The 14520-nt window shown below is 44.3% G+C and carries 12 protein-coding genes and 1 tRNA gene; 8 read left to right on the top strand and 5 right to left on the bottom strand.

Translation table 11 applies throughout. The features are described 5' to 3' along the window. The first annotated feature begins 107 nt into the window (after nt 1–107). The 4 genes from R7F64_RS20245 (at nt 108) to R7F64_RS20230 (ending at nt 2495) form a co-directional block, all read left to right on the top strand. Nucleotides 108–184, top strand: a tRNA-Trp gene (locus R7F64_RS20245). Nucleotides 185–681: 497 nt separating this feature from the next. Beyond that, entirely contained in the window at nt 682–1014 is a 333-nt protein-coding gene (locus R7F64_RS20240; RefSeq protein WP_005381768.1) for a DUF1904 domain-containing protein, read from the top strand. A gap of 12 nt (nt 1015–1026) precedes the next feature. Continuing rightward, nucleotides 1027–1863, top strand: a complete 837-nt coding sequence (mepA, locus tag R7F64_RS20235; RefSeq protein WP_017633932.1) for a penicillin-insensitive murein endopeptidase — start codon at nt 1027–1029, stop codon at nt 1861–1863. A gap of 323 nt (nt 1864–2186) precedes the next feature. Beyond that, the gene (locus tag R7F64_RS20230) at nt 2187–2495 is read left to right on the top strand and encodes a hypothetical protein (protein WP_005381765.1); all 309 of its coding nucleotides are present in this window, start codon (nt 2187–2189) and stop codon (nt 2493–2495) included. A gap of 42 nt (nt 2496–2537) precedes the next feature. Here the strand turns inward: R7F64_RS20230 and R7F64_RS20225 are convergent, their stop codons facing one another. The 3 genes from R7F64_RS20225 to rdgC form a co-directional block, all read right to left on the bottom strand. Next, the gene (locus R7F64_RS20225; protein WP_053306550.1) at nt 2538–2792 is read right to left on the bottom strand and encodes a YfhL family 4Fe-4S dicluster ferredoxin; all 255 of its coding nucleotides are present in this window, start codon (nt 2790–2792) and stop codon (nt 2538–2540) included. Between the two features lie 2 nt (nt 2793–2794). Next, the gene (yegQ, locus tag R7F64_RS20220; protein ID WP_053306549.1) at nt 2795–4195 is read right to left on the bottom strand and encodes a tRNA 5-hydroxyuridine modification protein YegQ; all 1401 of its coding nucleotides are present in this window, start codon (nt 4193–4195) and stop codon (nt 2795–2797) included. Between the two features lie 165 nt (nt 4196–4360). Then, complete coding sequence (gene rdgC / locus R7F64_RS20215) at nt 4361–5275, bottom strand: recombination-associated protein RdgC (RefSeq protein ID WP_005381753.1); 915 nt, start codon at nt 5273–5275, stop codon at nt 4361–4363. Nucleotides 5276–5499: 224 nt separating this feature from the next. On the opposite strand from rdgC, the gene phoB reads away from it, so the two are divergent. From phoB to R7F64_RS20200, 3 genes are read left to right on the top strand one after another with little or no spacing between them, the layout of a single operon-like run. Continuing rightward, nucleotides 5500–6189 carry a phosphate regulon transcriptional regulator PhoB gene (gene phoB / locus R7F64_RS20210; RefSeq protein ID WP_053350234.1) on the top strand — a complete coding sequence of 230 codons (690 nt, stop codon included), beginning with the start codon at nt 5500–5502 and terminating at the stop codon, nt 6187–6189. Between the two features lie 40 nt (nt 6190–6229). Continuing rightward, nucleotides 6230–7528, top strand: coding sequence for a phosphate regulon sensor histidine kinase PhoR (gene phoR, locus R7F64_RS20205; protein WP_005383667.1), 1299 nt, complete (start codon nt 6230–6232; stop codon nt 7526–7528). Next, a complete protein-coding gene (locus R7F64_RS20200; protein WP_017821959.1) occupies nt 7528–8487 on the top strand; it encodes a PstS family phosphate ABC transporter substrate-binding protein in 960 nt (319 codons plus the stop codon). The genes phoR and R7F64_RS20200 overlap by 1 nt, the downstream gene beginning before the upstream one ends. 34 nt (nt 8488–8521) lie before the next feature. Here the strand turns inward: R7F64_RS20200 and ppx are convergent, their stop codons facing one another. After that, entirely contained in the window at nt 8522–10027 is a 1506-nt protein-coding gene (ppx, locus tag R7F64_RS20195; RefSeq protein ID WP_318072040.1) for an exopolyphosphatase, read from the bottom strand. Further along, nucleotides 10011–12101: a polyphosphate kinase 1 gene (gene ppk1 / locus R7F64_RS20190; protein ID WP_005381748.1), complete on the bottom strand. Its 2091-nt coding sequence runs from the start codon at nt 12099–12101 to the stop codon at nt 10011–10013. Before ppk1 ends, ppx begins: the two co-directional genes overlap by 17 nt. A gap of 207 nt (nt 12102–12308) precedes the next feature. Here ppk1 and R7F64_RS20185 point away from each other — a divergent pair, with 207 nt between their 5' ends. After that, complete coding sequence (locus R7F64_RS20185; protein WP_053302966.1) at nt 12309–14513, top strand: ABC transporter permease subunit; 2205 nt, start codon at nt 12309–12311, stop codon at nt 14511–14513. The last annotated feature ends 7 nt before the right edge of the window (nt 14514–14520 follow it).

The raw sequence follows: 14520 nt of genomic DNA, 5'->3' as shown, positions 1-14520 counted from the left end.
GGTAGTTCAGTTGGTTAGAATACCGGCCTGTCACGCCGGGGGTCGCGGGTTCGAGTCCCGTCCACTCCGCCACTTATTTGAGCGTCGTCTCAATAAACACGAATTACAGGGGTGTAGCTCCAATTGGCAGAGCAGCGGATTCCAAATCCGCGTGTTGGGAGTTCGAATCTCTCCACCCCTGCCATACTCTAAAGCCTCAGCAGTAATGCTGGGGCTTTTTTGCATCTGAAGAAAAGAGAAGCTGACTAGTTGGAAGAGTTGTCGATTCCTCTGATACCAAAGTATCGGGGGGATTGAAAGCTCATATCTCCGGGATATTGGTCCACTTCACCTATCCCCCATATTCATAAGCTCTGGCTTAGGTCAGGGGCTCTTTTATTTCTAACGAATATGTCTTTTATTCCTAACGTATAGTTTCAACGTCAGGTGTATGTTGATCCAACGAATATGGCATATCTTTGCTTCATATAGTTTTATTTTCTAGTAATGTAATTACTAAATGTTGATGTATCGCTTTGCTCTTTCTGTTTTACCTTCGAATTTCATAACACTTTTTCTTCGTTATCGAGCACATCTGATTCACAATCTATTGAAAGGTCAGTGGTTACATTGGCTTGGATGATTACTGACTTGGTTCCTGTTATCATCATGCATTAATGCTAATAATTAGGAAGTAAGTTTATGCCACATTTTCGATTCCGTGCTGTAGAGCCACAAGCTGTTCAGGCATTATCAAAACCCCTTACGGATGAACTTCAGCCTCTAATGGACTGTCCGCGTGAGGATTTTACTTTTGAGTATATCTACACTACGTTTTTCAATGAGGGTGAGGTGAGTGCTGCATATCCTTTTGTCGAAGTGCTTTGGTTCGACCGTGGCCAGGAAGTGCAAGATGAAGTTGCCAAGCTTATTACGCAACAAGTGCGCGGTATCGCTGGTGCCGATATTGATGTTGCAGTTATCTTTTCCGCCTTATCTCCTAAAGCTTATTACGATAATGGCGAACACTACTAAAGGTTAAAGGCTATGAGGCTGAGTTTCATTGTAACTTTGGGTTTATGTTTCTCAGCTTCAGTATGTTCTACTCCTTGGGAGTCTGCGGTTAATCCTACCCGAAACTCTTCCTCCTCTATTGGTAGTTATGCTAACGGTTGTTTAGATGGTGCATTACCCTTGCCTCTCGATGGCGTTGGTTATCAAGTCTTACGTAGTAAAACGAAGCGCTACTATGGGCACCCTAAAACGATAGAGTTTATTGAAAATCTGGCGCTTAAAGCTCATCAAAATCTCAACACCACTCTGCTAATTGGTGATTTGTCTTTACCTAGAGGTGGAAGGTTCTCCTCTGGTCATTCTAGTCATCAAACCGGGTTAGATATCGATATCTGGTTAAGACTTGCTGACCAACCGCTTTCTTATAACGAATTACAACTTCCTAAACCCATGAGTGTGGTGGATTTAAAAGGTTATTCCATACTTAATCATCGCTGGGAAGAGCGGCACTTTAAGCTAATTCGGTACGCTTCAAAAAGTAAGGATGTTGCACGAATTTTTGTACATCCTGTTATTAAGGAGCAACTTTGTTTGCAAGAAAACGGCAAAGATCGTTCTTGGTTACGTAAAGTGCGTCCATGGTGGGGGCATCATTACCACTTTCACGTCAGGTTGTCTTGTCCTGATTCGAGCGACTATTGTGTTGATCAAGCACCACCTCCAGTAGGCGATGGCTGCGGTGTTGAGCTCGCAAGTTGGGCCCCGAAAGCAAAACCTATTGATACCCCTCCACGGGTAAAAACAACCTCTAAGCCCAAACGAAAAAAAGTCGTTCCACCTCAATGCTTGCCGCTTATCAATCCTAATTAGTGTTACTCTTCAGGTTTATCTGTACTTGGTGATCTCTTTTATGAAACTGGAGAAACATCATACTTTTGTCTACATTGAATAGTACCAATACAAAAACTAACCCAATCAGTTTTGGGGACATATTATAGAAATCTAAATTAAACAAAGAGTTGTAGTATGGGTAAGTTGTAACTTCTCTGTTTAGAAAAAGATCTTTCGTCACGATACTCTGGTTTCTTAGCAATATGTCTGTCAGTTGGCTAAAAAGCAATAACAACGCAGACAAGTGTGTAAGGCAGGGATATACCCTTTTCCTGTTAGAAGAGTAAATCAAGGACAAAACCATGACTATGATTTGTGCAAAAGAATTTGCAGAGTGGTTAAGACACAGATTTAGCAGTGATACTAAAGGAGTCTCTTTGACTCGAGAGGATGTGAATCACCTGACTGGGCGTCAACGCCTTGATCCGGGTTTTGTTAATGATGTGCATTATGAGCTGATGCAATATGGAATGGCTTTCGTTACTGATACGAGCCGAGAAAACTTTTATTTAATACCTGTTTCTCAAGCGGAAAATTGGCGTGAGAGACTAGAGTATCATTTTGAAAAAGAGCTATTCTGCAATATTATCCCTATTGAAAAATCAGGTTGAGAAAAGGTTCAACTTTGATGCCAAAGTTGAACCTAATTGCTCTTATGCTAACCCTTGAATAATCACGAATTTTTCAAGCAACTGCTCTTCAGTTTCGACATGGTTCGGATCATTGATTATGCATTTTGTAATTGGACACACTGACTGACAGGTCGGCTTTTCGTAATGCCCCTTACACTCTGTACATAGCGCTGGATCAATTTCGAAAATGCTCTCTCCCATACTGATTGCCCCATTGGGGCATTCGGGATCACACATGTCGCAGTTAATGCATTTGTCAGTAATGAGCAAGGCCATGGTTACTTACCAGTCGGGTTACGGGTGTCCTGCCCTGAGTTTAGATTACGCATTAATAGGCCATATTCTAAATCTAGCTCTGCTGGTACTGGAATGAATACAAAGTGACCGTTTCCTTTCGCGTCTTCAATAGACTCTGATTTGCGGTTTTCCATTGCCTCTAGTGTGAAAACAATATTGCCTTTTGGCGTCATTAGTTCAAGGCTATCACCGACAAGAAACTTATTTTTTACTTCTACTTCAGCCATGTCACCACGACGTTGGCCAGTGAATTCACCAACAAACTGTTGAGCATCAGAGACTGAGTAACCGTAATCGTAGTTTTGGTAAGTGTCGTGTGTATGACGGCGTAGGAAGCCTTCAGTGTAGCCACGGTGAGCTAGGCTTTCTAGTGTACCCATTAGGCTTTCATCGAATGGTCGACCTGCTACAGCATCATCAATTGCTTTACGATAAACTTGAGCGGTACGTGCGCAGTAGTAGAACGATTTAGTACGACCTTCAATTTTCAATGAGTGAACACCCATCTTAGTTAAGCGTTCAACGTGCTGAACCGCTCGTAGGTCTTTAGAGTTCATGATGTAAGTACCATGCTCATCTTCGTAGGCCGCCATTTTTTCTTCTGGACGGTGCGCTTCAGAAAGCAGAACGACTTCATCTGTTGGTTTGCCGCGACCAATTGTGGTTTCAGGGCGCTCGTCTTGTACTTCGACAGGCTGTGCTTCAGTCGGGTCGAATTTCTCTACGATATCACCAGCGTCGTTTTCTTTACCCTCTTCAACTTTGTATTCCCAGCGGCATGCGTTAGTGCAAGTGCCTTGGTTAGGGTCACGTTTGTTGATATAGCCAGAAAGTAGGCAACGACCTGAGTAAGCCATGCATAATGCACCGTGAACGAATACTTCAAGCTCAGTTTCAGGGCAATGCTCACGAATTTCTTCGATTTCTTCTAGTGACAGCTCGCGAGAAACGATCACACGTTCCACGCCATTCGCTGCCCAGAACTTAACGGTCGCCCAGTTTACAGCGTTTGCTTGTACAGAAAGGTGAATTGGCATTTCTGGGAAAGCTTCACGAACCATCATAATTAGGCCTGGATCTGACATGATCAATGCGTCAGGACCCATCTCTACGATTGGCTTAAGATCACGGATGAACGTTTTTAGCTTCGAGTTGTGTGGTTGAATGTTACATACCACATAAAGCTTTTTGCCTAGGGCGTGGGCTTCATCGATACCGATTTTTAGGTTCTCGTGGTTAAACTCGTTGTTACGTACGCGAAGGCTGTAGCGAGGTTGGCCAGCGTAAACTGCATCTGCCCCGTAGGCGAATGCGTAACGCATGTTTTTCAGGCTGCCCGCTGGAGATAGTAGCTCAGGCACGAATGCTTTCTCAGTTGTCATTGCTCAATTCTCTTTTATCTGATCACAAGTCAGGCCAATTCCACCTAATGGAAATGGGGCGCAAATTTTACGTCAAAATGTGAACTGTGACTAGGGTAATTGTGCTTCAGATAGAAAAACGCCCTCAAAAAAAGTGAGGGCGTTATGGTTAACCTTTATACAAAATTAAGCGTTAGGATTCGGTAAGCCGCCTAGCGCATCGTATAGGTTGGGAAGGAAAGCACTGAACTCTCCACACATTAGAGAGAAGTCTGCATCAAATCGAGCTGCTTGATCTTCACGTGGAATATCATCGTTTTGATCTTTCAATTCATCAGAGAATTTTAGACGTTTGATGCCTGCATCTTCCGTCATAATGAACTCAATACGATCTTGCCAATTAAGCGCAAGTTTCGTCACGACTTTATCCGCAGCGATGTGGTTGCGGATTTCATCAGTGGTTAGCTCTTGCTTCTTACAGCGAATCACACCACCTTCTTCAAGTACGGATTTTAGCTCAGCTTCGTCCATCATGCTGATACCTTGAGGTGTGTCACCGCTTTTCACCCACTCGGTTAGCGTAGTTTCAATCGCCACTTCTGGAATAGCAGGAACAACAGGTAGACTACCCATGGTTTTACGAAGCAATGCTAATACATCTTCTGCTTTTTTATAGCTGCTTGCATCAACAAGGATAAAACCTTCTTTTGGCATGATGAGCACGTGAGTGTGGCTGCTGCGGCTGAATGCGCGCGGCAGTAAATCCATTACGATGTCATCTTTCAGGTTGTCTTTCTCTTTCTTCTTCAGAGGACGACCTTCTTGCGCTTCCATTGCTTCTACTTTTGCATTCAATGATTCTTTGATCACAGAGGCAGGTAGCATTTTCTCTTCTTTCTTGGCGCAAATCAGAATGCGGTTTTCTGACACGTGAGTCATCATATCGCCATGTCTACCCATTGCACTGACCCAGCCAAATTTCTGTTTGTCTTGACTGCCACACGGGGTGAATCGGAATTCAGACAGCTGAGTTTCTAGTTGTTCGGCGTTAAAAGTAACCTCGCGGTTAACGCGGTATACCAGACAGTTTTTAAACCACATAAATCTTCTCTAGGCTTGATGACAAGGGACTAATCATAGGGAATTTTTGTGCTGATGTCTTAATAGAAATGAAAAATATCCGAATGAACCTCAAAAGAAAGTTATATGAAAATTTGTTTTCAAAGGTCACAAAAGTGTCATAATTGGTAGTGATAATGCTTATGCAAAGAGAGGCGCTTTGTCTCTTAAATTCATTAGCTCAACGAACATAAGGTTACTCAATTATGTCTAGAAGGATTCTGGTTGTTGAAGACGAAGCTCCTATTCGCGAAATGCTGTGCTTCGTACTTGAGCAGAAAGGTTACCAAGCGGTAGAAGCGGAAGATTACGATACTGCAGTAACCAAACTGGCTGAACCCTTCCCTGATTTAGTTTTACTGGATTGGATGTTACCAGGCGGTAGTGGCATTAACTTCATCAAACATATGAAGCGAGAGGAATTAACGCGCAACATTCCAGTTGTGATGCTTACCGCTCGTGGTGAAGAAGAAGATAAAGTGCGCGGTTTAGAAGTCGGTGCGGATGACTACATTACTAAGCCATTCTCTCCTAAAGAGTTGGTTGCACGCCTAAAAGCGGTGATTCGTCGCGTTACCCCTACTGCACTAGAAGATGTAATTGATGTACAGGGATTGAAGCTTGACCCTGTATCGCACCGTGTTACGGCTAATGATGCGCCATTAGACATGGGCCCAACAGAATTTAAGATGCTTCATTTTTTCATGACGCATCAAGAACGCGTATACAGCCGTGAGCAGCTATTAAACAATGTTTGGGGCACTAACGTGTATGTCGAAGACCGTACGGTCGATGTTCACATTCGCCGCCTGCGTAAAGCATTGGAAACTGCAGGGCATGATAAGCTGATCCAAACTGTTCGTGGTGCTGGATATCGCTTCTCGACGAAGGCATAAATTAACACGCAGCTTATCGGTACCATTTCTGGAGTTATGAGTGGTTGAAAGATTAACGTGGAAAAAGCTGGCCTGGGAGCTGGCTTTTTTTTACACCCCATGGGTGATAGTAGGTTGGATATTCGGTTATATGCCGTGGTTGCTTTTGGCAGCTACGGCATTGCAGCTTGTGTGGCATTTGCATAACCAAGTACGTTTATCTTCTTGGTTATGGGATGAAAAACGCCTCACGCCACCATCTGGTAGCGGTAACTGGGAATCTTTGTTCAATGGGTTGTATCGCTTACAACAGCGCCAACGCCGCAAACGAAAAGAGCTTACTAATCTTATTCGTCGATTCCGAAATGGTGCAGAATCGCTACCCGATGCGGTAGTGGTATTCCGTGCTGAAGGCAATATTGTTTGGTGCAACAAGCTGGCTCAGCACTTACTGGGCTTCCATTGGCCAGAAGATTCAGGTCAACCTATCTCCAATCTCATTCGTACACCTGATTTTATCAAGTACCTCAACAAGAAAGACTTTTCAGAGCCATTAGAAATGCGTTCACCACTCAATGTCGAACGCATGCTAGAACTACGTATCGTACCGTATACCGAAGGTGAACATTTGATGGTGGTGCGTGATGTTAGCCAGTTAAAACAACTTGAGGGAATGCGTCGCAACTTCTTTGCCAACGTATCTCATGAACTGCGTACACCAATGACGGTGCTACAAGGTTATCTTGAGATGACAGAAGACCCTGATATGGTCGTGGGTCCAATGTGGAGCAAAGCTCATGGTGTCATGACGGAGCAGCTTAACCGCATGAACAGTTTGGTGAACCAACTACTGACACTATCTAAAATTGAAGCGGCACCTATGCATGAGCTTGAGGAAGTCGTGAATGTGCCCGCGATGCTTGAAGTGTTAGAAAAAGAGGCGGTTAGCCTTAGTGGGGACAACCAACATAAATTGAAATTTGATGTTGATGCAAGCCTACGCGTGTTGGGCGATGATGACCAGTTACGTAGTGCTATCTCTAACCTCGTTTATAACGCCGTCAAATACACACCACCTGGTGCGAACATTAATGTTCGTTGGTTCCAGACCTCTCAAGGCGCATGCTTAGAGGTGGAAGATAGCGGTGATGGTATTGAACCTCAGCACCTACACCGACTTACCGAGCGTTTTTATCGAGTAGATAAAGCAAGATCACGTGATACTGGAGGAAGTGGTTTAGGGCTAGCCATTGTAAAACACGCGCTGAGTCACCATGACTCTCATTTAGAAATTCACAGTGAAGTAGGCGTGGGCAGTAAGTTTTCTTTCGTATTGCCTGAGCGTTTGGTGGTGAAATAATGGCGTTACGATTGGCAAAAACATTCAGTTTATTCGCGCTTGTTTGTTCCTGTATGGCTGGCGCTCAAGATAAACCATTGCCGAGTTATCATAAAACGACGGGGATTGTCGGGAACTTGCTCTCTGTTGGCTCCGATACACTTGCGGGTATGACAACGCTTTGGGTTGAAGAGTTTAAATCCATTTACCCGAATATTAATGCGCAAGTCCAAGCATCTGGCTCTTCTACTGCCCCTCCAGCATTGACCGAACAAACAGCTCAGTTTGGTCCCATGAGCCGCCCTATGCGTTTAAGAGAGGTTGAAGCGTTTGAACGTGAACATGGCTACAAGCCAACGGCGCTTAGGGTAGCCATCGATGCAATCGGTATTTTTGTTCATCAAGATAATCCAATTCAAGGTCTTAACTTTAGTCAATTAGATGCTTTGTTTTCTGCCACGCTACGCTGTGGTGAAAGTCAATTTGTCACAAACTGGCAGCAACTCGGTCTTGAATCACAGTGGGCAAAGCGAAACGTACAGTTGTTTGGTCGTAACTCCGTTTCTGGAACTTATGGTTACTTCAAAAGTAATGCCTTGTGTGGCGGCGATTTCAAGACCCGAGTTAACGAGCAGCCAGGCTCCGCGTCAGTTGTGCAAGCTGTAGCGTCAACCATCAGTGGAATTGGTTATTCCGGTGTCGGTTATCGAGTGGCAGGTGTGCGCTTAGTCCCTGTGGCTAAAATGGGAAATGACTACGTGACTCCAACGCGAGAACATATTGTTAGTGGTAAGTACCCACTATCACGTTACTTATATGTTTACGTGAATAAGCACCCTGATTACCCATTAACACCAATTGAAGCTGAATTTATTCGCTTTATCTTTTCTGCTCAGGGACAAGCGTTGGTTGAGAAAGATGGTTATGTGCCCATTACGGCAGACTTTGCAGAAGAAGAGTTAAAAAAAGTCGGCCTGTAAGCCGACTTTTTATTTAGGTATGGGCAGTACGAGATCAGAAAGTGAGTGTCCACTTCGCGCTGTCCCAACGTTCTTGTTCTTCCTGTAAATCCGCGTGAAGTAATTTATTGTTTTCTAGCCATGCTTCATCTGTGCATGTGAGAATCCATTCGTCATTTTTGATAGATAAGGTGATATCAGGCAATGGATCTTCATTACGCTGCCCATTTAATACGATAGAAAGTCGTAATATTTTGATGAGGCTTATAACGTTACTCTGTTTATAGAGGTTGAAATCTGGTAGTTCTTGCAATTTGAGCGCTTTACGCTGGAAGCGAGCCAATGTTGCAAGCACTAATTGCTGCTCACGGTTGAAGCCTTGTAGGGTGGAGTGCAACAGAATATAAAAAGAGTGGCGATGGAAACTACGCAAGTTGATACTTAATCCGACTTCATGAAGCAACGCTGCCCACTCTAGTAAGTCAAATAATTCACTCTTTTTCTTAATGCCTAGTTCAGAGCGTACCTGACATAACATCTCACGTGCATGCCCCTTAACACGAGCGGCATGCTCTAAGTCGACTCGGTGCTTGTTGGCTAAATTTTCTGTGGTGCGCATGCGAATATCGGAGCGTGCAAAACGCTCTTCCATTTCGTACAACAGGCCTTCGCGTAGAGCACCATCGGAGAAAAACATTTGCTCAATGCGAAGCGCTTTGAAAATCGCGGACAAAATCGCTACGCCTGCTGCGAATACGGGTTTACGTTCTTCTGTTAGACCCGCCAGCTCAATATCTTCAATGGAATCAAATTTACACAGAGTTTCGATAAGTGTATCCAGTCGACTCGCTGTGATCAGGCCATCTTCAAAACCTAATCCTACTAGCACTTCTTGAATCGCTTTGATGGTTCCTGATGAGCCGAGAGCAATATCCCAGCCCTTTTTACGATATGTTGAAGCGATGGACTCGAGTTTTTGTTCGGCCGCTAACATCGCCTTGCTGAAGTTTTTTCCTGACAGTTTGCCGTTTTTAAAGTATTGCTCTGTAAAACTGACGCATCCCATCTGTTTACTGTTGAGAAGCTCAGGCTCAAATTCTTGTCCAATAATCATCTCGGTACTGCCGCCTCCGATATCGATGACTAGTTTGGAGTTGGATTCTACTTGAGTGTGCGCGACGCCTAAGTAAATCAGGCGGGCTTCTTCTTCTCCGGGGATAATTTCTATTGGGAAAGGCATCACTTCTTTCGCACGCTCGATGAAAAGGTGGGCATTTTTAGCGCGTCTTAGTGTGTGTGTGGCGGCGATACGTACATTTGACTCATCAAGCCCTTGCAACCTTTCAGCGAACATGGCTAAGCATTCTAGCGCACGCTCCATTGCGGCGTGACTTAAGTTCAATTCACTGTCGAGTCCTGATGCTAAGCGAACACGTTGTTTATGACGACTAACCAGTTGTAGGTCACTGCCGACAACTTTGGCCACCACCATATGGAAACTGTTTGAGCCGAGGTCTATCGCGGCAATGTAGCGAGTATCTTGTTCAAGTATTTGAGGCATCTGAATTTTGTTTTCTAGTTTGCTTTTCTATATTTTTAAGATAGTCATAGATAGCGATTTGAGAGCGAACTTTTTTGCGATTACCTCGTGGTACGTAAGCGTTACTCATTTCTTTATCTATTAAACGAGCCTTTACTGTATCGGTAAAATGGATATTCGTTATATCAATAATTCTCTGTTTCAAACGTGGATCACGGACTGGTACTGCTACCTCGATACGGTGATCAATATTTCTTGTCATCCAGTCTGCGGAGGAGATATAAACTTGCGGATCGCCATCATTGTGGGTGATCACCACGCGAGGGTGCTCAAGAAAGCGGTCAACAATACTGATGATGCGAATATTGTCGCTGATCCCCTCAATGCCCGGTACTAATGAGCACATGCCTCGAATTATCATGTTTATTTTTACACCGGAAGTACTTGCTCCATAAAGCTTATTGACGATGCCTTTATCGACTAGGTTATTGACCTTGATCGTAAGAGCGGCTTTTTTCCCTAGCTTGGCATTCGCAATTTCATTATCGATTAAGCGGTAGATTTGGGTTCGAGAATTACGAGGAGATACCATAAGGTGATTGAACTTCACTGGTCGGTATGGATTCTCAATGTAACCGAAGACATTACGGACTTCATTAGTGATTTCTTGATCTGCCGTAAGCAGGGAGAAGTCGGTATAAATTCGTGCCGTCTTCTCATGGAAGTTGCCTGTGCCGATGTGTGCGTAGCGAATAATTTCTTCACCTTCGCGGCGGCTAATCATCAGTAGCTTTGAGTGAATCTTAAGACCAGGCGCACCAAAGATGACGTGCACACCCGCTTCGGTTAATACTTTTGACCATTCGATATTGGCTTCTTCATCAAAGCGAGCTTGCAGTTCGACGACCACAGTGACATTTTTGCCGTTGTGCACCGCATCAATTAAAGAGTTCATCAAGCGAGAATCTTTCGCGACGCGATAAATGTTAATCTTGATACTAAGTACTTTGGGATCGAAGGAGGCTTGGCGCACTAACTCACTAATGTGGTCAAAAGTGTGGTAGGGATAATAGAGCAGAATATCTTTCGCTTTAATCGCGTCAAAGCTGTTGGCATAACCTTCGAAATCGGCACATTTCATTGGCGGGAGAGGTTTATTTTCAAGATACTCTCGTCCAACATTTGGAAAGCCGATGAAGTCTTTAAAGTTGTGATAGCGTCCGCCGGGGATAAGGTTATCGTAGTTAGAGATATTAAGTTTGTTACACAGAAACTCTAACATTTGAGGCGGCATATCGCGTTCGTAGACGAAGCGAACGGGCTTTGCTGTCAGTCGCTGATTGACACCCTCTGACATTTGTTCAAGCAAGCTGTACTCGATTTCATTGCGTAAATCGTATTCAGCGTCACGCGTCATTTTCATCGCATAGCCGCTAAGCTCATCATAATCAAAAAAGCCTTTGAACAGCTCGTCCAAACAGTGGCGGATAATATTATCAAGTAAGATGATGGTTTTTCGACGCTTTCCTTTCTGTTCTGGTACCATCACAAAGCGGGGAAGGTGATCGGTCGGAATTTCGATCAGAGCATACTGGTAATGTTCTTCTTTACGCAGTTCCACGGCGATGTAAGCGTACTCGTCTTTGAGAAATTGCAGAACATCGATCTCGTCTTTCATTAGGAGGGGAGTGATATGCGGCATTACCTCTCTACGGAAGTATTTCGCGATCCACTTTTGTTGCGATTCATCCAGTTGTTGCTCGTTGACCAAGAAAATGCGACGTCGCGCCATTTCTCGAATCAACTCGCTGTAAAGCTCATCAAATTGTTCGTTAAGCTTTAGTGCTTTCGACTGCATTTTGGTTAACAGTCGTTTAGGGCTATCACTGCCACCGCGCTCTTGGCTGATTAGGATTCTGCGCTTCACGTCCGCAAAGCGTACTTTGTAAAATTCATCTAAATTGTTGGAAAAGATCCCAAGAAAGCGAATACGTTCGATCAAAGGGACGGTTTTATCGGCAGCTTCTTGTAATACTCGTTCGTTGAAAGACAACCAACTCAGCTCTTTTTCTATATATAGTTTTTCTGCGCTCATAACCTTACCTAGCCAAAAGTGAAGTATTACGTACTCATCTTGGAAAAATGGATGAGTGAGAACATTATGAGATTTTCATTACAGATTTATTTCATACCACGCATTGCATAAGAGTTGTATTCTTTTCAGGTGTTTAATGTGATCTGTAATATAATTGTCATCTTAACGACATATTCTAGTACTAAGTCAAAAAAGGTAGAGATATAAATGGCACAAGCCGAGTTTTCATTGCAGGAAAAAGATAAGAAACGACTGATAAAAGATCGTTTAGTTCGACTTGCAGTGACATCCGGTGGTGTCGGCGTACTCGCGGCGCTTATTTTGATCTTTGTCTACCTCGCCATGGTGATCATTCCGCTTTTTTCTGATGCGGAGATCAAAACCAACCAAGCCATTCGAGCCACTCATATTGAAACACCACTTGCGATTTCAGTGGATGATTACGCTCAGCTCGCGTTCGTTCTAACCCAAAGTGGTGAGATTCAATATTTGTCGATGGACGATCCTACGAAACCTGCGGTGTATACACAGCAAATCGTCCAGAAACCCGTCGCTTTCTCTCAATCTGCTCCTGGGCTAGGTTGGTATGGATTTGTTGATGGGCAGGGTAAAGCGAACCTTTTCAAGCCAGAATTTAATGCCACATTGAGAGAAAATACACGTCCTCCGGAAGTGATTGAGCTAGACACCAGCATGGATCTGACACTAAGTACGCCTCAAGATCCTGTGACTCAGTTTGTATTTGCAGCTTCGACGCCCTTACCAACGATTGTTTGGCAGAAGCAAAGCGGTGAAGTGAAAGCTCGCTGGCAAGTGGCTTCGTCTTTGGGTACGCCTCCTACAACGATCGATTTTACGTTCTCTTCAGGCTTTAATACGCCTCAGCAAATGTTGTTGACACCTGACGGTGAAACGCTTTATTTGCGCGATGGCTCTGAGTTGATCGTGTTAAAGAAAACCGCACGTAAATTTGCTGTGCGAGAGGTGGTCGATCTCACTCAAGGTGATAAGAAGCATTCCGTTCGTACGATAGACTTATTGGCTGGTGCTTACTCGCTTTTGGTGACGCACAACGATGGTCGGGTGTCGCAATGGTTTGATACGCTGCAAGAAGAAAAACGCACGTTAACGCATATTCGTGATTTTAAATTGGCATCAGAGCTTAAGTATTTGTTGCCGGATTCTCATCGAAAAGGATTTTATAGCTTTTACACCAACGGCACGTTGCAAAGCCATTATACAACCAGTGAAAAACTGGTGTTGTTTAAGCGTGCGTACAATCAAGCGCCCGCAATCGCAGCAATGTCTAACAATGAACGCTACTTAATCACTTGGCAAAATAATGCGTTAAATGTTGCGGAAGTGGACAATGCCTATCCGGAAATTTCATTGTCTTCATTATGGCAAGAAGTGTGGTACGAAGGGTATCCTGAGCCTGAATTTGTGTGGCAATCGACTTCGGCGAGCGATAACTTTGAGGCTAAGTTCAGCCTAGTACCTATTGCGTTTGGAACGATAAAAGCGGCGATGTTTGCGATGCTGTTTTCAGTACCGCTCGCAGTGCTAGGCGCTATTTATACGGCTTACTTTATGTCGCCACGCATGCGTCGTGTCGTAAAACCGTCGATTGAGCTAATGGAAGCACTGCCGACGGTGATCATTGGTTTCCTCGCGGGATTGTGGTTCGCGCCTATTGTCGAAGATCACCTGATTACGATCGTCGTTATGCTGTTTGTTTTGCCCTTGAGCACCATGATTATGGGCGGGCTATGGGCATTAATACCGCAACCTTTGCGGAATCGTCTGCCTAATGGTTGGCATGCTTTAGTGCTCATGCCTGTCATATTGGTACTGATTGGGCTTGGAGTGTGGATTTCGCCTACGATTGAGCAGACGTTCTTTGGTGGCGATATGCGCTTATTCTTAACCGAGCATGGTATTGGTTACGATCAACGCAATGCATTGGTGGTGGGGCTAGCGATGGGGTTTGCTGTTATCCCGACGATTTTTACCATTGCCGAAGATGCTATTTTCTCTGTACCGAAGCATTTATCGGATGGCTCTTTGGCATTAGGGGCCACGCCTTGGCAAACTTTAATCTATGTTGTCTTGCTTACTGCAAGCCCAGGTATTTTTTCTGCCATTATGATGGGCCTGGGACGCGCTGTTGGCGAAACCATGATTGTGTTAATGGCAACGGGCAATACGCCATTAATGGATTGGAATATTTTGGAAGGATTGCGCAGCCTGTCGGCGACCATCGCCGTTGAGTTGCCAGAGTCGGAAGTTGGAAGTTCGCATTATCGCCTGCTGTTCCTAGCTGCATTGATTTTGTTTGTGTTTACGTTTGCAGTAAACGCGCTTGCGGAGTGGGTTCGTCAGAGACTGAGAGATAAGTACCGTGCGTTGTAATAATGGT

The organism is Vibrio sp. Vb1980 (genome assembly GCF_033338615.1).
Lineage (GTDB): Bacteria > Pseudomonadota > Gammaproteobacteria > Enterobacterales > Vibrionaceae > Vibrio > Vibrio alginolyticus.
Note: the sequence above shows the minus strand (reverse complement) of the source record. Positions and strands in the feature narration are given on the sequence as shown.

Bases quoted from the DNA above. Each gene is read 5' to 3' on its own strand.
- R7F64_RS20240 (WP_005381768.1), top strand. From the start codon at position 682: ATGCCACATTTTCGATTCCGTGCTGTAGAGCCACAAGCTGTTCAGGCA.
- mepA (WP_017633932.1), top strand. From the start codon at position 1,027: ATGAGGCTGAGTTTCATTGTAACTTTGGGTTTATGTTTCTCAGCTTCA.
- R7F64_RS20230 (WP_005381765.1), top strand. From the start codon at position 2,187: ATGACTATGATTTGTGCAAAAGAATTTGCAGAGTGGTTAAGACACAGA.
- R7F64_RS20225 (WP_053306550.1), bottom strand. From the start codon at position 2,792: ATGGCCTTGCTCATTACTGACAAATGCATTAACTGCGACATGTGTGAT.
- yegQ (WP_053306549.1), bottom strand. From the start codon at position 4,195: ATGACAACTGAGAAAGCATTCGTGCCTGAGCTACTATCTCCAGCGGGC.
- rdgC (WP_005381753.1), bottom strand. From the start codon at position 5,275: ATGTGGTTTAAAAACTGTCTGGTATACCGCGTTAACCGCGAGGTTACT.
- phoB (WP_053350234.1), top strand. From the start codon at position 5,500: ATGTCTAGAAGGATTCTGGTTGTTGAAGACGAAGCTCCTATTCGCGAA.
- R7F64_RS20200 (WP_017821959.1), top strand. From the start codon at position 7,528: ATGGCGTTACGATTGGCAAAAACATTCAGTTTATTCGCGCTTGTTTGT.
- ppx (WP_318072040.1), bottom strand. From the start codon at position 10,027: ATGCCTCAAATACTTGAACAAGATACTCGCTACATTGCCGCGATAGAC.
- ppk1 (WP_005381748.1), bottom strand. From the start codon at position 12,101: ATGAGCGCAGAAAAACTATATATAGAAAAAGAGCTGAGTTGGTTGTCT.
- R7F64_RS20185 (WP_053302966.1), top strand. From the start codon at position 12,309: ATGGCACAAGCCGAGTTTTCATTGCAGGAAAAAGATAAGAAACGACTG.